At 62.8% G+C, this 16833-nt stretch carries 16 protein-coding genes and 5 pseudogenes; 6 read left to right on the top strand and 15 right to left on the bottom strand.

Going from position 1 to position 16833, the window contains the following annotated elements; all coding sequences use genetic code 11:
• Positions 1-19: 19 nt before the first annotated feature.
• The gene (locus AB3G45_RS03600) at positions 20-931 is read left to right on the top strand and encodes a LysR family transcriptional regulator (RefSeq protein WP_367829263.1); all 912 of its coding nucleotides are present in this window, start codon (positions 20-22) and stop codon (positions 929-931) included.
• A gap of 156 nt (positions 932-1087) precedes the next feature.
• Here AB3G45_RS03600 and AB3G45_RS03595 read toward each other — a convergent pair.
• Positions 1088-1351, bottom strand: a pseudogene (locus AB3G45_RS03595) (PPC domain-containing DNA-binding protein); the annotation flags it as partial.
• A gap of 35 nt (positions 1352-1386) precedes the next feature.
• Between AB3G45_RS03595 and AB3G45_RS03590 the strand changes: the two are divergent.
• Positions 1387-1572, top strand: coding sequence for a transposase (locus tag AB3G45_RS03590; protein WP_367829262.1), 186 nt, complete (start codon positions 1387-1389; stop codon positions 1570-1572).
• On the opposite strand, the pseudogene AB3G45_RS03585 reads toward AB3G45_RS03590, so the two are convergent.
• Positions 1568-1687: pseudogene (locus AB3G45_RS03585) on the bottom strand (IS110 family transposase); the annotation flags it as partial. The gene AB3G45_RS03590 and the pseudogene AB3G45_RS03585 sit on opposite strands and share 5 nt — an antisense overlap.
• Positions 1688-1892: 205 nt before the next feature.
• Between AB3G45_RS03585 and AB3G45_RS03580 the strand changes: the two are divergent.
• Positions 1893-2001 (top strand): annotated as a pseudogene (locus tag AB3G45_RS03580) (IS110 family transposase); the annotation flags it as partial.
• 233 nt (positions 2002-2234) lie between these two features.
• Complete coding sequence (locus AB3G45_RS03575; RefSeq protein ID WP_367829261.1) at positions 2235-2678, top strand: substrate binding domain-containing protein; 444 nt, start codon at positions 2235-2237, stop codon at positions 2676-2678.
• On the opposite strand, the gene AB3G45_RS03570 is transcribed toward AB3G45_RS03575, so the two are convergent.
• The gene (locus tag AB3G45_RS03570; protein WP_367829260.1) at positions 2652-2900 is read right to left on the bottom strand and encodes a hypothetical protein; all 249 of its coding nucleotides are present in this window, start codon (positions 2898-2900) and stop codon (positions 2652-2654) included. The two genes, AB3G45_RS03575 and AB3G45_RS03570, sit on opposite strands and share 27 nt — an antisense overlap.
• Before the next feature lie 102 nt (positions 2901-3002).
• A pseudogene (locus tag AB3G45_RS03565) lies at positions 3003-3205 on the bottom strand (DUF305 domain-containing protein); the annotation flags it as partial.
• A gap of 175 nt (positions 3206-3380) precedes the next feature.
• Between AB3G45_RS03565 and AB3G45_RS03560 the strand changes: the two are divergent.
• A complete protein-coding gene (locus AB3G45_RS03560; protein WP_367829259.1) occupies positions 3381-5738 on the top strand; it encodes a heavy metal translocating P-type ATPase in 2358 nt (785 codons plus the stop codon).
• A 196-nt stretch (positions 5739-5934) separates the two neighbouring features.
• On the opposite strand, the gene AB3G45_RS03555 is transcribed toward AB3G45_RS03560, so the two are convergent.
• From AB3G45_RS03555 to AB3G45_RS03520, 8 genes are all read right to left on the bottom strand, one after another.
• Positions 5935-6378: a hypothetical protein gene (locus tag AB3G45_RS03555; protein WP_367829258.1), complete on the bottom strand. Its 444-nt coding sequence runs from the start codon at positions 6376-6378 to the stop codon at positions 5935-5937.
• Between the two features lie 146 nt (positions 6379-6524).
• Complete coding sequence (locus tag AB3G45_RS03550) at positions 6525-7757, bottom strand: MFS transporter (RefSeq protein ID WP_367829257.1); 1233 nt, start codon at positions 7755-7757, stop codon at positions 6525-6527.
• A 101-nt stretch (positions 7758-7858) separates the two neighbouring features.
• Complete coding sequence (locus tag AB3G45_RS03545) at positions 7859-8593, bottom strand: ABC transporter ATP-binding protein (RefSeq protein ID WP_367829256.1); 735 nt, start codon at positions 8591-8593, stop codon at positions 7859-7861.
• Entirely contained in the window at positions 8590-9474 is an 885-nt protein-coding gene (locus AB3G45_RS03540; RefSeq protein WP_367829255.1) for an ABC transporter permease, read from the bottom strand. The genes AB3G45_RS03545 and AB3G45_RS03540 overlap by 4 nt, the downstream gene beginning before the upstream one ends.
• 30 nt (positions 9475-9504) lie before the next feature.
• Entirely contained in the window at positions 9505-10800 is a 1296-nt protein-coding gene (locus tag AB3G45_RS03535) for an MFS transporter (protein WP_367829254.1), read from the bottom strand.
• Positions 10797-12149 (bottom strand): LLM class flavin-dependent oxidoreductase, encoded by a 1353-nt coding sequence (locus AB3G45_RS03530; protein ID WP_367829253.1) that lies wholly within the window; start codon positions 12147-12149, stop codon positions 10797-10799. The genes AB3G45_RS03535 and AB3G45_RS03530 overlap by 4 nt, the downstream gene beginning before the upstream one ends.
• Positions 12150-12229: 80 nt before the next feature.
• Entirely contained in the window at positions 12230-13279 is a 1050-nt protein-coding gene (locus AB3G45_RS03525; RefSeq protein ID WP_367829252.1) for a PhnD/SsuA/transferrin family substrate-binding protein, read from the bottom strand.
• Between the two features lie 66 nt (positions 13280-13345).
• Positions 13346-13873 (bottom strand): phosphosulfolactate synthase, encoded by a 528-nt coding sequence (locus AB3G45_RS03520; RefSeq protein WP_367829251.1) that lies wholly within the window; start codon positions 13871-13873, stop codon positions 13346-13348.
• 42 nt (positions 13874-13915) lie between these two features.
• On the opposite strand from AB3G45_RS03520, the pseudogene AB3G45_RS03515 reads away from it, so the two are divergent.
• A pseudogene (locus AB3G45_RS03515) lies at positions 13916-14311 on the top strand (chemotaxis protein); the annotation flags it as partial.
• Between the two features lie 342 nt (positions 14312-14653).
• Here the strand turns inward: AB3G45_RS03515 and AB3G45_RS03510 are convergent.
• The 3 genes from AB3G45_RS03510 to AB3G45_RS03500 all read right to left on the bottom strand — a co-directional run bounded on the left by AB3G45_RS03510 (position 14654) and on the right by AB3G45_RS03500 (position 16519).
• On the bottom strand, positions 14654-15751 hold the full coding sequence (locus AB3G45_RS03510; RefSeq protein ID WP_367829349.1) for an IS630 family transposase: 1098 nt from the start codon (positions 15749-15751) through the stop codon (positions 14654-14656).
• 94 nt (positions 15752-15845) lie between these two features.
• On the bottom strand, positions 15846-16265 hold the full coding sequence (locus AB3G45_RS03505; protein ID WP_367829250.1) for a type II toxin-antitoxin system VapC family toxin: 420 nt from the start codon (positions 16263-16265) through the stop codon (positions 15846-15848).
• The gene (locus AB3G45_RS03500) at positions 16265-16519 is read right to left on the bottom strand and encodes a type II toxin-antitoxin system Phd/YefM family antitoxin (protein WP_367829249.1); all 255 of its coding nucleotides are present in this window, start codon (positions 16517-16519) and stop codon (positions 16265-16267) included. The genes AB3G45_RS03505 and AB3G45_RS03500 overlap by 1 nt, the downstream gene beginning before the upstream one ends.
• Positions 16520-16833 lie beyond the last annotated feature (314 nt).

The following is a 16833-nucleotide window of genomic DNA, read 5'->3' as shown; positions in this document are numbered from 1 at the left end:
TTCCGTATAGGTGGGAAAGATGGAACTCGGCAGCCTCAGGATTTTCGTACGCGCGGCGGAACTCGGGAGCTTCAGTAAGGCCGCCGTTTCCATGGGGCTGGCGCAGCCCTCGGTGAGCCGGACGATCGGCGACCTGGAAAGGGAATGGGACGGTCCCCTCTTCTACCGGACCGGCAGGGGCGTGGCGCTGTCGGAACTGGGCGAGGAAGCCCTGAGGAAGGCACGCTTCCTGCTGCGCGAGGCGGACCAGGCGGCGGAAGACCTGAAGGCGTTCAGCCGCCTTCCGAGCGGCATCGTGTCGCTCGGCCTGCCAACCTCGCTCGTCGAGCCCACCATTCCCGAGCTCGTCAACCAGCTACGCGCCCACACGCCCGGCATACGGCTGCAGGTCTACGAGGGTTTCAGCGATCAGGTCGAACGCTGGCTGTCGGAAGGGTTGATCGACATCGGCGCCTACAGCAAGTATCGCGAAGGCAGGATGGAGAACGGGCCGCTCCTCCTGGAATCCCGCCTGGTGCTTGCCGGGCCCAGAGAAGGCTGGACCCTGCCCGAGGAGATCGCCTTCGAACGGCTCGCAGACTTTGCCCTGGTCCTGCCGGCTCCGACGAACGGGCTGCGGATCATGGTGGATTCCGTTGCCCGTCGACTGAAGGTCTCCCTCAACGTCATGGCCGACATCGATTCAACCGGCGGCCAGAAAGCCATGACCGCCCGGTGCGGCTGCTACATGGTGAAGGCACCCCATACGATTGCCGACGAGACGTCGAGGGGCCAGTTCGCCAGCAGCGTCATCCGCGAGCCCTATATCAACCGCCACGTCGTCCTCGTGACCGGACAACAACGTCCCCTCAGCCGGGCAAGCCGCGAGGTCGCGACGCGCCTGACGGGCATCCTGCGGGGACTGTCCGGAAACCACGATACGGCCAACTGACCCTTTGCTGCGGGCAGTCGCGGCAAAGGGAACCAGACGTACGAGAGAGTGGTCAGGCCGCGGCTTTCATCGCCGAGTCAGACCTCGTCGGCTCCGAGCGCCTTCAGCGCGGCGCGTAGAGGAATCTTCCACAACCGCAACAACCAGACAAGCCGCTCACCTGTTGACCTTGTCTAGGGCGATGAGCGCAATGCCGAGATCGGGCCGGTGCGTGCGCTTTAATTCGGCGGACATTTCCCGCAGAATCACTTCGAGCGTGGGGCGGACATGGCCCTCCAGGAAATGCCCTCCTTTGGCACTTCCGTCGGAGAACCCGAGGACCACATGCAGATGCAAGCTTGCCTTGCCGCTGTTGTCCACCGCGATATCCCCCAGCATGCTGAGGACTTCCGACTGAACCTCAATAGGTAGGCGATCCCACGTAGCGCGTTTGTGCTCGGAAGCTCATTTTCTGCATGAATCATGCGGAGAGCCATATGAGCGACAAGGTGAATCAGGTTCGGACATTCGAAAGTTTGACGGCGACGCCGTCGCAACGTTCGCCGCGCCATTGGTCTGATGACGAGATAGCGCGGCTTGTGGCGGAAGCGTTTTCGCCAGGAGGGACGGTGGCGGAGGTTGCGCGCGCCTATGAACTGTGACCACTTGGCCGCGAGACAGTTTCCTGCGCAAGACCACACTTCCATCGCTTCTGGCGGCATGAACCTGAAACACCCTCTTTGCTAGGTCCAGGCCGACGATGCAAACTTCCTTCATGGATGCCCTCTCCTCTAAGTGGCGCTCTGGCGAACATCACTCTGGCACATTGCGATGCCGTCGGTAGGGGGCATCCACATGGGGTAATCGCGGGAGCGGTACCGCTCTCAAGCCGATCATGATCTTGGATGGCGGCTGTTCCCCGATAAGATGAAGTACGGGCCCTCGACTGGACGCCAGGCCCAAGCATCAATGGAGAACAGCCATGGAAGAATATATCGGCCTCGACGTGTCAATGAAAAGAGACTGCAGTGGCAATCCGTCGGGATGGCGTGCGTGTTTGGCGCGGGAAATGCGCGTCCGATCCTCACGTCACCTTAAAGCCCTTCACGCCGGACATAGTCCGCGACGGTCAGGGGCTGGATGTGGGGTAACGCGTATTGACCAACGGCCCCAGCTTGCCCTTTCCGCTGAGCATGCCGCGCCAGTACATAAGCGGCAGGTATATGTTCTCACCTTCACCCAGCCCGAACAGGTTCATCGAGTAATCCGAGGGGATGAAGCGGGGGACTCCGGATTTGCGCGCGGCCTCCAGGAGCCGATACGCATGGGCGAACTCGAGCCCTCGCATATGATCGCCCGGCCTCTAGCTCAGCTGCGATCCCGTCTCTATGCCTCACCTCGCTACATCGAGCGGCATGGCGAGCCCGGCAACCCATCGGCGCTGACGGAACACGAATGCTTATGCCTGCCCACATCCAGCACATGGACGTTGAGCGACGGGCCATGCACCATCGAGGTTGCCGTCGGCGGAAGGTTCCGGCTCAACAGCGTCGGCATGATCCGCCGGTTGGCCACGCTCGACCTGGGTATCGCATTCATCTCCGAAGAGTTGGTGACCGACGAACCCGCTAACGGCCAATTGCGTCGCATTCTGCCTCGCTGGCAGGGGTCGCCTGCCACTGTCTACGCCGTCACCGAAACCCGCCTCGTGCCGGCTAAGACCCAACGCTTCATCGAGTTCCTACGAGAACGGCTGAAGGGCCACTAACAAAGTGACGGTCGGGGTTATCTTCGCCGGCGCGGCAATCGGTGGCGCCGCGCTATCCTCGCCAGGATTGAGCATCCTGCTTTGGATCGTCGTCATAGCGATGGTGATCTCATTCATGTCGGTATTTGCCGGGTGCAAGTTCGCTTTTCCGCGCACAACCTGACAGCGCTGAAGTGCTTCGGCACCCGGCTTCGCATTGGGATCGAGCTGACAGACCAGCATGGCTTCAATTATAAGAGGGCGTATCACGCAGGGGGCAACGCTCTAACCCGCCAAGCCTACCCCTAGTGGGGTGGCCGCCGGAGAGGATGAAGCTGATAACTCTTATATCATTGTTTCTTCGATATAATTTTTAAATTTTGGGAGTGCGCGGACGCCCTCGTTGATCACCTCTTCGGTGAGTTTGTGGATCTTTCGGTCCTGAACGTACTCCAGCACGACTTTCGCCATGTCGATTGCGCCCTGAGGTGCGGGATCATGCCACGCATAAGGTCCACGTCAGCGTTGCCGGTGAATTCCACAGCCAGCGCGATGGTGCCGCTGTGTATGAATCGGGTCCGCCGCTGGATTGATTATGGCCAGTTGCTCCGGGCATCAGCTATAATTGATGCTGTATGAGATGGTGGGGAGACCGAGCACGGTATTTGGCAGCGACCGGCCGAGATGAAGTCAACATGCCCAAGTGAGGCGACAGGTTAGAGAATGCACGAACACAGCAACCATCCCCACAATTCCCATAATCATGGCCATTCGGGCGATGCGCATCGGGTCAAGGACCCTGTGTGCGGCATGGAGGTCGATACGCAGACGGCTGAATATCGCCTGACACACGAGGGGCACACGCACTATTTCTGCTCGGCTTCATGCAAGGCAAAATTCGAGGCCGATCCCGCACGATATCTTGGCGGACGCACCGATGCGGACACGCCGCAAGCGGCCGAAGGTACGATCTGGACCTGCCCGATGCACCCCGAGATTCGGCAGGACGGACCGGGAAGCTGCCCGATCTGCGGCATGGCGCTTGAACCGCTGATCGTGACAGCCGACAGCGGCCCCAGTCCTGAACTCGCCGACATGACGAAGCGCTTCTGGATCGGGCTGGTTCTCGCGGTTCCCGTGTTCGTGCTCGAAATGGGCGGCCATCTCTTTCCGGTGCTACATCATCTTGTGCCAACCCAAGTTTCCATCTGGTCACAACTCGTTCTGGCGACGCCAGTGGTCCTGTGGTGCGGCTGGCCGTTCTTCGAGCGAGCCTGGGCGTCCCTGGTCAACCGCAGCCTCAACATGTTCACCCTGATCGCCATGGGAACCGGCGTTGCCTGGGCCTACAGCATCATCGCTGCCATTGCGCCGGGCATTTTCCCGACAGCGTTCCGCGCGACGGACGGCACGGTCGCGGTCTATTTCGAGGCGGCGGCGGTCATCACCGTTCTGGTGCTGCTCGGTCAGGTGCTCGAACTGCGCGCCCGTGAGCAAACCTCGGGCGCGATCAAGGCCCTTCTCAATCTGGCGCCAAAGACAGCGCGGCGCGTCGGTGATGACGGCGTGGAGGAAGACGTGCCGGTGGAATACGTCGCGCTTGGCGACAGGCTGCGCGTTCGTCCCGGCGAAACGGTGCCGGTCGATGGCCTCGTGGAAGATGGGCGCTCGTCGCTCGATGAGGCGATGGTCACAGGCGAATCCATGCCCGTCACCCGCACTGTGGGCGATCATGTCATCGGCGGCACGCTGAACCAGACCGGCGCGCTGGTGATCCGCGCCGAAAAGGTAGGCCGAGATACCATGCTGGCACGCATCGTTCAGATGGTCGCTGATGCGCAACGCTCGCGCGCCCCGATCCAGCGCATGGCCGACCAGGTTTCCGGCTGGTTCGTGCCATTGGTTATCGTTATTGCGATTCTCGCTTTCGTCGCCTGGGGCATCTGGGGGCCGGAACCACGCTTAGCCTATGGGCTGGTCGTGGCAGTCTCCGTGCTGATCATCGCCTGTCCTTGTGCGTTGGGGCTGGCCACGCCGATGTCGATCATGGTCGGCGTAGGCAAGGGCGCAGGCGCCGGCGTGCTGATCAAGAATGCCGAAGCGCTCGAACACATGGAAAAGGTCGACACGCTCATTGTCGACAAGACGGGAACGCTCACCGAGGGCAAGCCGTCCGTGACAGCGATCGTAGCGGCGATCGGTTTTGATGAGGCGGAAATCCTGCGGTTGGCCGCTGCCGTCGAAAAGGTCTCGGAGCATCCGCTTGCGCTCGCAATCGTGGCGGCAGCCGACGCGAAGGGTATCATTGTTCCGGCAGTGACCGGCTTCGACTCTCCGCTCGGCAAGGGCGCGCTCGGCAGCGTCGAGGGTAAGGCGATCGTACTGGGCAATGCCTCGTTCATGAAAGAGCATGGCATTGATCCATCGATTCTCGCCACGCAGGCGGACGCATTGCGCCATGATGGCGCGACGGCGATCTATATCGGCATCGATGGTGCGATCGGCGGCGTCTTCGCCATCGCCGATCCGGTCAAGGCGACGACGGCCGAAGCGATCAACGCGTTGCATGCGGAAGGCATTCGCATCGTGATGCTGACCGGCGACAACAAGACCACGGCGGAAGCGGTCGCCCGCAAGCTTGGCATAGACGAGGTCGAGGCGGACGTTCTGCCGGATCAAAAGAGTGCGGTGGTGAACCGTCTCAAGGCGGAAGGCCGCGTGGTGGCAATGGCGGGTGACGGCGTAAATGACGCCCCCGCGCTTGCGGCGGCCGATGTTGGCATCGCGATGGGTTCGGGGACCGATGTCGCAATCGAGAGCGCCGGTATCACCCTGCTGCAGGGCGATCTTTTGGGGATCGTCAAGGCGCGGCGGTTGTCGCAGGTAACGATGGCAAATATCCGCCAGAACCTGTTCTTCGCCTTCATCTACAATGCCGCCGGCATCCCCCTGGCAGCCGGTGTCCTCTACCCCGCGTTCGGCCTGCTGCTCTCACCCGTCCTCGCAGCTGCCGCCATGGCGCTTTCCTCGGTCAGCGTCATCGGAAATGCACTGCGGTTGCGCGGATTGAAGCTCGGCTGACGCCACTGGGCAGGGGCGGCATCGCCGCGATCGAGACCAGTTCTGGTCGCTAAAGGACATCGATTTGCATAGGGACGTATACGACCGGCCCGAGGGCGGCACCGGTTGCCCGAGTGCCCAGCTTTGTTCCGGAATGGTGAAAATTTGGCGGGCCACAGAGGATGAAACTGGGAACTCGTATGTCATTACAATTGCTCTATGAATTTTCATCGACCCCTGACGTCGCGGCCCTCTTTGCTTCGTCCTGCGCCGCCTTTATAGGCTTCAGCCGGGCAATGTGAGGTTCCATTCGCTTGAGGACACGTTGCAATGGTTCGCCGTCTAGCCAGAATGCGCCCAGTTCGATTCCCGCATTCTTCTGCTGCGTTTCGAACCATGTGATCAGCTCCTCTGTCGGCTCCTGATCGAACATCATGCGGATGAGCGTGTCACGGTCACTGGAGTAACCGCCAAGAGCGTGTACGCTGGCGCGGTCAAGATTTTCGATGCTGAGGACGACTTCGGCCTGCATGTTGCCGTATCGACCGGCCCCATCCCAGAATCCGTCGATTGCGCTGCTTTCGCGTTCCATCGCAGCGCGAAAATCGGGAGCCTGATAGAGGGCGTGAAGATTGACGATTACGCTGCTTGGCTCCGGCATGATCTCAAAGATCGCGCCCTGCCAGCCTTCAGGAGGAACGCCGCCCTTAAACGTCTTCGCTATAGACGGCGCGAGCGTCCAGGCGGAGATTTTTTCAGGCAGACTTCGCTCGGCAATGAGCTTCCAGACACTGCCCTTATCTAGTTTTAAAAGTACAGACGCCGGGCCTTCGGCACCATGACGAGGACGGCAAGGGCGAAAGCTGCGGCAGCCAGCCCGATCAGGGCCTGCAGGTCGATCCATTGCGCCAGAATGCCGATGACAAAGGCTCCAAGCGCCGGCGCGGCGCGGAAGATCAGCGTGTAGAGCGCGACAACGCGGCCGCGCATCGCCGGCGCGCTCATCAATTGCGCCATGGACTGCATGGCGATGTTGCAGGCGACATGGAAGAGGCCCGCCACGGCAATGGCCGGAAGGGCGACCAGAGGACCTGCCGCAAGCGCAAAGACGACCAGCGAGGCGGCAATGCCGAGCGCTGAAGCATAGCTGATGCGCGCCAGAACCTGAAGGCTTCGCCGCTTCAGCATCCAGGAGGCGCCGATGAGGGCACCGATGCCCTGCGCGCTCATCAGCATCGCCAGCAGTTCGGGGCCGCCTGCGAAACTTCCACCTGCAATTGCCGGAAACAACTCGGTGAACGGGCGTGCGAGCAACGCAAAGGACAGGGTCAGGAGGAACAGCATGGCGATGGGGCCGGTGTTGCGGATATAGGCAAAACCCGAACGCACGTCGCCGATGAGCCGTGTCGAACGGGGCGCCGACGCGGGCCTGTCGATCCAGCGCCGGACGTGGAGAAGCACGGCGAACACGGCGACGAAGGAGCAGGCATTCAGCAGGAAGACGCTGGAAATGCCCGAATAAAGCATGAGCAGCCCGGCAATCGCCGGCCCGATAGTTCGCGCCAGGTTGAAGGCGATGGAGTTGGCGGCTATCGCCTGGGACAAACGGCCTTCCGGTGCCAGAGATCCTGTCACGAGCATGCGTACCGGCTGGTTGAAGCCCTGAAAGGTGGCATCGATGACAGCCCAGGCAAGCAGCAGCAGCGGGGAGGCAAGCCCCGCGACGACCAGCCCCCAGACGACGCCGGTATTGGCCATGGCGAAAAGCTGCGTCAGCCGGATCAGGCGGTAGGGATTGGACCGGTCGGCGATCGCTCCCGCGAAAGGCGCCACCCATATGGCGGCGATCAGGTCGCTGAGCGCGATCGCGCCGACCCAGGCCGGCGAATGCGTCAGGTCCCAGACCAGCCAGCCGACGGCCGTCTTCTGCGCCCAGATGCCGGTGGCGCCCGCGCATTGGGCCGCGGCGAAGAGCACGAAATTCCGGATGCGCGGTTCTGGTGATGAGTCGAGAGCGGCGGCTTCAGGTATGGCGGTCATGGTACGGCTATGGCTTCCGTCTAAAAAATGTCTGGCTGCCGGACGGATTCTTGCCGTCGGACCACATGCGCCACGATTATCGGCACTGATACAAGAAAAACCTATTCCTCAACGCCGAGTGCCGCCAGCAGTTCGCCGCGCAGCTTTGCGAAAGCATCGTCCGTCTTCACGCGCGGCCTTGCGAAACCGACAGGCCGGTCGAAGACGATCTCGCCGTCATCCATCACCATGACGCGGTCCGCGAGCACCAGCGCCTCGTCGACATCGTGGGTGACGAGCAGGACGGTCGGGCGGTAGACGGAAACAAGCCTCGTCAGAAGGCCGTGCATCCGGATGCGCGTCAGCGCGTCGAGTGCACCAAAAGGCTCGTCCGCGAGGATGAGATCCGGGCGGCGCACGAGCGACCGGGCAAGCGCGACGCGCTGCTGCTCGCCGCCCGACAGCATGTTGGGCCAAGCGTCCTGCCGCCCGCCCAGACCCACATCGTTCAGCACGCCGAGCGACAGATCCTTCGCATCGCCTCGACGCAGCCCGAGCGCGATATTGTCGAGAACCGAATGCCAGGGCAGCAGGCGCGAATCCTGAAACAGCACCGAGAGATTTTCCGGCGCGTCGATCGTGCCGTCACCCTCGGCATCGTCGTCGAGCTTGGCGAGCGCTCGAAGCAGCGTGCTCTTGCCGGAGCCGCTCTTGCCGATCAGCGCCACGAACTCTCCGGCGGGAATGTCCAGCGACACATCCTTGAGCACGGCCCGGCCGGAAAAGCCCCGCGTCAGGTTGCGGATATGCACCGGCTGGGTATGGGCGACATGCTTCTGGAGGGCGTCTGCATTCATGTTCCGATGACCTTTCGGTAGGAAAGCGCCCGGTTTTCCAAGACGCGAACGATGGCATCTGATGCAAGGCCGAGCACCGCATAGATGACGAGGCCGACGACGATGATCTCGGTCTGCCCGTAGTCGCGCGCCCGGCTCATCAGGTAGCCGATGCCGCGCGTCGTGTTGATCTGCTCCAGCACGACAAGGGCCGTCCAGCAGGTGGTGACCGAGAGCCTGAGGCCGGTGAAGAAGCCCGGAAGCGCACCCGGGATCGCCACCTGGCGGATGAATTCCCAATGCGTCAGCCCCGTCGTGCGGGCGAGCTCGACATAACGGATATCGATGCCGCGCAACGCCGCGTGGGTGTTGATGTAGACGGGCACGAGTACGCTGGTGACGATGATGGTGATTTTCATCACCTCGCCGATGCCCAGCCATAGAATCGCGAGCGGAATGAGGGCGAGCGTCGGGATGGCGCGCTTGATCTGGACGAGCCCGTCGATAGAGGCCTCACCGATCCGCGTCAGGCCGGACAGGAGAGCCAGCACCAGGCCGAGGACCACACCCAGCACAAGCGCCAGATAGGCGCGCGCGGCGGAGGCGAGGAAGTGTTTGCCGAGCGTGCCGTCCGCGGCGAGATCGATGCCGACTGAAAGCACCGTCGAGGGGGCTGCCAGGATATTGGCGGGCAGCCAGCCGGCCGATGACGAGATCTGCCAGATTGCGAGAACGGCGAAAGGTCCGAAGAGCAGGGCTACCGGCGGAAGCTTGCGCGGCACGAGCACGCGCTGCTGTCTTGCCGCCGGTCGCGATGCCGCCTCAGGGGAACCGAAGAGGCGAGGCGCCGGATAGCGGGCGCCGAGAAAGCCGGTCGGGTCGATATTGGCCTGGTCAGTCATGGGACACTCCTCGGAAATCGGGATCGGACATCAGCTTGCGGAAACGGGTTTCGGCGTTGCCAATCCGATCCCGGCCCCGATACCGGCGGAAAGGGAGCCCGGATCGGCCAGCCCGCGAAGCGCCGGAAACCGCCAGGCGCAGAGCGCTGCGACCAGCACTGTGCAGAGGCCGCCCACGGCCGCTGCCGGCACCACGCCCAGCCAGCCGGCAACGGCGCCCGCACGGAAGTCGCCGACTTCGTTGGAGGCGCTGATGAATATCTGCGACGCGGCATTCACCCGGCCGCGCACGGCATCGGGCGTGCCGAGCTGCAGCACGGTGTGCCGCATCACGACGCTGACCGTATCGGCCGCACCGCCGATGCCGAGCGCCACGAGCGACAGCGTGAAATCGCGCGAGATCGCGAAGACGAAGGCCGACAGGCCGAAAAGCGCGGTGAAGCCCAGCATCGCCGTTCCGGCCTTCCGGCGCGGCATGGCGCGGGCGAGAACGAAGGCCGCGAAGACGGCGCCGACGGCGGGCGCGGCCCTGAGCAGGCCAAGCCCAGCCGGCCCAACCTCCAGGATGTCCTTCGCGAAGGCCGGTAGCAGCACGACCACGCTGCCGAAAAGCACGGCGAACAGATCGAGCAGCACCATGCCGAGCAGGATGGGCGTGGCCCAGATATAGGAAAGGCCGGCCAGCAGGCGCTGGGCCGTCGTTTCACCTGTTTCGCGCTGTGGGGGTACGGTTGCCAACGGAGCAAGGCGCAGGGAAAGGACAGCGCCCGCAAGCGCGGCAAGGCCGACCCCGGCATAGCCGCTGGCGGGACCTGCAAGCAGCAGAAGGCCTGCAAAAGCCGGCCCGGCGATCGTCGCCGACTGCCCGCCGATGGTGGAGATGTTCACGGCGGAGGCGAGCATTTCCGCCGGGACGACCTGCGGCAGCAAGGCCCAGAGCGCAGGCTTCGCCAGCGCGACGGCCGCACCGAACAGGAGCGCCGCGACGTAGACGAGCAGGAGATCCGGCGACGACTGGAAGGAGAGCAGGAAGAGACCGGCGATCGATACGGCGGCGGCGAGGAAGCCGATGGCGACCAGCCAGGCGCGGTTGAAACGGTCGGCCCAATCCCCCGCAAAGACCCCGATCACGAGGATCGGCAGGAACATGGCCAGACCGACGAACCCGAGATGAAGCGGATCGCCCGTCAGCTCGTAGACGTGCCAGCCGATGACCACCACCAGCATCCGGATGAGCAGATGAAAGGCGAAGCGGGACGCGAAATAGATCGCGTATCCCGGCACCTTCCAAAGATCGCGGAACGGCGTGGTCGACTTGGCGGTCACGAGGCGAGCCGGCTGTTGGCAAAGCGGTTGGCAGGCCGGTTCAGGCCGTAATGGTCGCGCAGCGTCCGGCCTTCGTATTCGGTGCGGAAGCGGCCCTTCTGCTGAAGGATGGGAACGACTTCGTTGACGAAATCTTCCAGCGACCCGGGCAGGTAGGGCGGCATGATGTTGAAGCCGTCCGAGGCACCCTGATCGACCCAGCCGAGGATACGGTCGGCGACCTGTTCGGCGGTGCCGACAACGGTTCCGTGGCCGCGCGCACCCGCGAGCCGCCAGAGAAGCTGGCGGAGCGTCAGGCTTTTCTCACGCTCGATCAGGTCGTAGATGAGCTGCGAGCGGCTTTTGGCGCCCTGAACGTCCTCGGGCTTCGGAAGCGCATGCAGAGGAACCGGACCGTCGAGAGGGTAGGAGGAAAGATCGACGCCATCGAAACGCGCGGCGATATGGCGAAGGCCGACCTGCGGGATCGTCGCCTCGTTCAGTTCCCGTTCTATCTCCCGCGCTTCCGCCTCCGTGCGGCCGACGATCGGGCCGAGCCCCGGCAGGATGACGATGGAATCGGCGGTGCGGCCATAGCTTTTCGCCTGGTTCTTGACATCGACGTAGAAGGCCTGCGCCTCGCCCAGATCCTGCTGCGCGGTGAAGATCGCTTCCGCGTAACGCGCGGCGAAGGCCCGGCCCGTGACGGAAGAGCCGGCCTGGAGCAGGACGGGATAACCCTGCGGGCTGCGCGCCACGTCAAGCGCGCCGTTCACCTTGAAGTATTTTCCCGTATGTTCGACGTTGTGGATCTTGTGGCGGTCGGCGAAGAGGCCGCTTTCACGGTCGGCGACGACGGCGTCATCTTCCCAGCTGTCCCAGAGCTTCGAGACGACCTCGACGAATTCGGTGGCGCGCGCATAGCGTTCCGTGTGGGAGGCACGCTCGGTGCGGCCGAAGTTGCCGGATGCGGCGTCCGACCAGGAGGTGACGATGTTCCACCCCGCCCGTCCCTCGCTGATGTGATCGAGCGAGGCGAAGAGACGGGCGAGATTGTAGGGTTCGGTGTAGCTGGTGGAGGCCGTGGCGATCAGGCCGATGCGCGACGTCGTGGCTGCCAGCGCCGAAAGCAGGGTGAGAGGCTCCAGGTGGGCGCCCGGCCCGAATTCGTAGTTGCGGCCAAGCGCGAGGTGATCGCTGAGGAAGAGGGAATCGAACTTGCCGCGCTCGGCGATGCCGGCGATTTCCTTGTAGTAGGCCAGCGAGAAGATTTCGCCCGGCCGGGACCCCGGATGCCGCCAGGAGGCTTCATGATGACCGGTGGTGGGCAGGAATAGGTTGAGATGGATTTGTCTTGCTGTGCCGGTCATGGGGCTCTTCCTCGCTCGGGCAATTCTCTGTTATGAAACGAAACGGGCGCGGTCCACCGGACGACGCCCGCCGCGAGGGCTCAGTTGGTGTCGCGGGCCGTCTGGTCGTCGGCCGAGAGCTTTGCAAAGCGGAAGTCGAACTCGTCCTTTGCCTTCAGCTCCTTGTCGGCAAACGAGCCGGCTTTCTGAAGGAGGTCGATCGTCGCCTGCTGGATCCCGAGGATTTCATCGGTGAAGCCCGGCGTGGAGGCATTGCCGTCCGCCTTGAGGATCGCGTCGGCGTCTTCGGCGGGAATGCCCTGCCCCTTGACCAGATATTCGCTCAGCCAGACATTCTGGTTTTCGTTGCGCCAGCGCTCGGCGCGATACCAGTGAACCACGTAGTCGCGGATCGCGGCGGAAAGTGCCGGGTCGGCAAGCGCCGCCTTGCTGGCGTAGAGATAGTGCAGGCCGGTATAGGCGCCTGCCGCACTCGGAATGGAGATCGCGCCGTCCTTGCCTGCTCTTGCGAGATAGCGTGCGCCGGCGGGCTGCTTCAGCGGCGCCGCGTCCACTTCGCCGCTGATCAGGGCGTCGGAGTAGTAGCTCGGCGCAAGGATGACGGGTTCGATGTCGGCGAGCGTTAGGCCGACGGACTGAAGATTGCGGATGACGGTCGCCTGTGCCGCCGTTGCCTCGCCGAAGGCGACGCGCTTGCCCTTGAGGTCGGCCAGAGACTTGATATTGGAGTTCGGTGCCGTGCCGATGCTGAGGCCGCTGCCGTCGCGGCGCACGGCGGCGACGATCAGCACATCCGCACCCGAGTAGTGCGCCAGGATCGGCGGCACGTCGGCGACCTCGCCGACATGCACCTCACCGGCACGGATCGCCTCGAGGCCGATCGGGCCGCTGCTGAAATTGACGAAGGTCACTTCCGAGGCGAGCTTGTCGCGCTCGCCGGAAAGCGTGAACAGCGTCTCGAAACGGTTCGCGTCATCGGTCACGACGAGCTTGGTTCCGGCCGGGACGGCAAGCGGCAGCTCGTCGGCGTTTGCCTCCGCGGGAAGGAGGCCCGTTGCGACGGTCAGCGACAGCGCGACGGCGGCGCCTTGCAGCAGGCTGCGGCGATTGAAGGTCCATGTGGTGGTCATTGTCTCTCTCCAGTTGGCTGTGCCGGCCCGAGCGTTTCGGAAGCGCGGAAGTTGGATGACGGCCGTCTATTCGGCGGCAGCTGCGACTGTGTATCGATCGAAGAAGGTGAGGCCGACGCTGCGGTGCAGACCGGCACGCTGCGCGGCCAGCGTACCGACGTCGCGCAGATCGAGGTTTTCGATGTTGACCTCCGGCCCGAAGGCGCGGAACAGCCATGCGGCGACCTTGGCGCCGCCGGCCGGGCCGATCTCGAAGACGAGCTTTTCGAGCGGAATACGCTCCGCCAACCGGTGCAGCTCGTCGCTGTCGCGCTCGACGATCTGCACGATATCGCTGTTTTCGACGACGATCTTGCTGGCGCCGGCATCGAGGTCCCGAGCCGCAAGGCTCGCGATGGCATCGACGTCGAGCGGTGCGTCCGGGAATTTCCGGCCCACCTCCGTGAAGACGAAGAGACCGGAAGACGCGGCAAGGCGAATATGCGCCGAGCGGGTTTCCGCCGACTGCGGGTCGATCACGTCTTCGCTTACCTCGACACCGGAAAGACCGAGATCGGCTGCCCTTTCGAAGAACTGCGCAACCTTGTTCTGCACCACCGCTACTTCATAGATCACGCCACCGAGCGTCGTGCGAATACGGGCCGCGCGCTTGAAACCATCGTTGCCGAGGTGCAGGAGATCAACCGCCACGTCAACGCGATCGTGGACGCGGCGCAGGAGCAGGAGCAGTCCTCCGGACGCCAGCAGATCAACACCGCCGTCAACCAGATGGACCAGGACACCCAGAAGAACGCGGCCATGGTGGAGGAAACGACCGCAGCAACGCATAGCCTCTCGCGGGAAGTCGTGTCGCTCAACGAACTTCTGAGGCTGTTCAAGCTCTCCGGATCGCACCAGGCATCGGCTCCTGTTCGCCGTACGACGGGTGCGGAAGCCCTGGCCGCCTCGCCAGTCCGCGCCCTCGGCCGCAAGCTTGCCGCCGCCTTTGTCGGCAATGCCGCCGTCAAGCAGGACACATGGGAGGAATTCTGACGACCGCTTAACACGGCGCCACGAGCGATGATTTCCAAACGACCGTCCATCCGCGCGTTTCGCGGATGGACAACCAGGTTGGCGGAGCCCGAAGCCAGGACGCAGAGCCTTTGCATCCTCGAAAAGGAGAACGGTTCCGCCATGTCGGCGGAGGGGAGAACAGACTCCTGCAGGCGCTTATTCTAGAAGCGCTGGACGAGCTCGACGGCATGGTGAGTAGGATCGAAGCGGAGTCGAGTCCATCGACGAGCGCCTGTCCATATTGCGATCAGGCCTGGAACAAGGCTCCAAAATCAAAAACAGAAAGCTGGCTCCGTACGATCGGGCAAAGCGTGCCATCCCCTAGTCACCCGAATCTGAAGTTCGTGTCATCGTTTTCTGGCAGAAGCGTTTGACGGCTGCGAGGATCTCATCTGCGGATTTGACCCATCGGTAGGGCCTGGGGTTTTCGTTGTGTGCCTCGATGAAGGCGTTGATGTCGGCCTCCAGTTCGGCGGTAGAACGGTGGACGCCGCGCAGCAACTGCTTGCGGGTCAGTTCCGCAAACCAGCGCTCGACCTGATTGATCCACGATGCTGAGGTGGGTGTGAAGTGGACATGCCAGTGTGGGCGGCGCGCGAGCCATGCCTTGATCTTCGGGGTCTTGTGGGTGGCATAGTTGTCCATCACCAGATGCACGTCTCGCTCTGGCGGCATGGCCGTGTCAATCCGTTTGAGGAAATCGAGGAACTCGGTAGCGCGATGGCGCTTGTAGCATTTGCCGATCACCGCCCCGGTCGCGATGTCGAGCGCGGCAAAGAGCGATGTCGTGCCGTGGCGGATGTAGGTATGGGTCCTGCGTTCGGCCACGCCGGGGGCCATCGGCAGGACGGGCTGTTCCCGATCAAGCGCCTGGATCTGGGATTTTTCGTCCACGCACAAGACGATGGCCCGGTTCGGCGGTGCCATGTAGAGGCCGACGATATCCTGCACCTTGTCCACGAACAGCGGGTCGGTCGAGAGCTTGAAGGTCTCGCTCCGATGCGGCTGCAAGCCGAAGGCGGTCCAGATCCGGCGAATTGTAGTGTGCGACAACCCCGTGACGGAGGCCATAGAACGGATCGACCAATGGGTGGCATCCTTCGGCGTGGTCTCCAATGTGCGGGTGATGACAGCCGCCACCTGCGCATCGGACACCGTGCGTGGCCGGCCCGCGCGATATTCGTCCGAAAGCCCTTCGATCCGGTGTTCGGCAAAGCGCCGCCGCCACTTGCCGACCGTGTGCTCAGAATGGCCGAGTTCGGCCGCAACTTCCTTGCTGTTCAGGCCATCCGCGCATCGAAGCACGATCCGGCATCTGTCCGAAAGCGACCGCGCTGCCTTGTGCCTGCGCAACTGGGCTTCAAGAAAACCGCGCTCATCAACACTGAGATCAATTGCAACAGACCCCCGACCACGCATCATCAACTCCCCGAAGCCACATCACATCAATGATGCCTAATTCGGTTCCGGGTGACTAGGCTGAGGCTTCAGGGAAAAGCGTAGGGAAGTTATGCTAGGGATCCCACGGATTGGTGAGCGCAACTCCCATTCCCTCGAAATCCTTGATGTTGCGCGTTACCAGTGTCATACGCCGATTAAGGGCGGTCGCCGCAATATAGGCGTCATTGATTGGTTTGGGATTGGGCACATGCCATTGTGCCGCCTGAACAGCCGCTGCCTCGTCAAGAGGCAGGATACGACCTGAAAAAGCCGTGAGGACCGTATTTTCCAGCCAGCTACGCAGTACCTTCCCGGCGATGGCATCATTATGTTCCACCAGCCGCACACCAATCTCCAGCTCGTGCAGGACCACAGACGAAATGAAGGTTTCGGCTGGATCGACGGTTTCGTTCCATGCCGCGACATTAGGATGTGCCCTGCCGCTCGCGACCTTGCGCAGCTCGGACACGACATTGGTATCGAGTAACAGCATCAGGACAGATCGACCGGCCGGGAACGCTCCGTGCGCGGCGGGATCGGCAAGTCAATGCTTTCTGCTCCCGGCGCAGCCAGCATGTCACCGAGCGTCCGCATTTTACCGGTCAGCCGTTTGTACTCGTCGAACGACAAGAGGACATGCGCAGGCCGTCCCCTGTCGGTGATGATCACCGGCCCCTCCTTGGCAGCGCGTTTTGCACGGCCAAGGTCCTCATTGAGTTCTCGGCCTGAAAGCGTGGTAACGGTCATAACAAGCCTCCAAGGTCGTGGTTACGTAACCACATCTAATCCACATGATTCCGAATTGCAAGATGTACCCCCACTGCGAGGCACCAATCGCAAGCCCACGATTCAGCTTGTCGCCGGCAGACATCATCCTGCAAAGCACAAAGAGTTTCGGAGAAATTAGCATCGCAACGAACGGAGTCCGAGCCGGCGCCAGCCAAGCAATCGTGGGATGGCTGACGGGCTCGATAGGGGCGACGGAATACGCATATCCTTGGCGAGTAGCCTACACGGTCACAAAACCGGGCCGAGAATGGCGAGAATATTGTTCCAAAAGC

Origin of the sequence: Shinella sp. S4-D37, from assembly GCF_040812195.1 — a bacterium.
Taxonomy (GTDB): Bacteria; Pseudomonadota; Alphaproteobacteria; order Rhizobiales; family Rhizobiaceae; genus Shinella.
The sequence above is the reverse complement of the archived record's forward strand: the minus strand, read 5'-3'. Positions and strand labels throughout refer to the sequence as shown.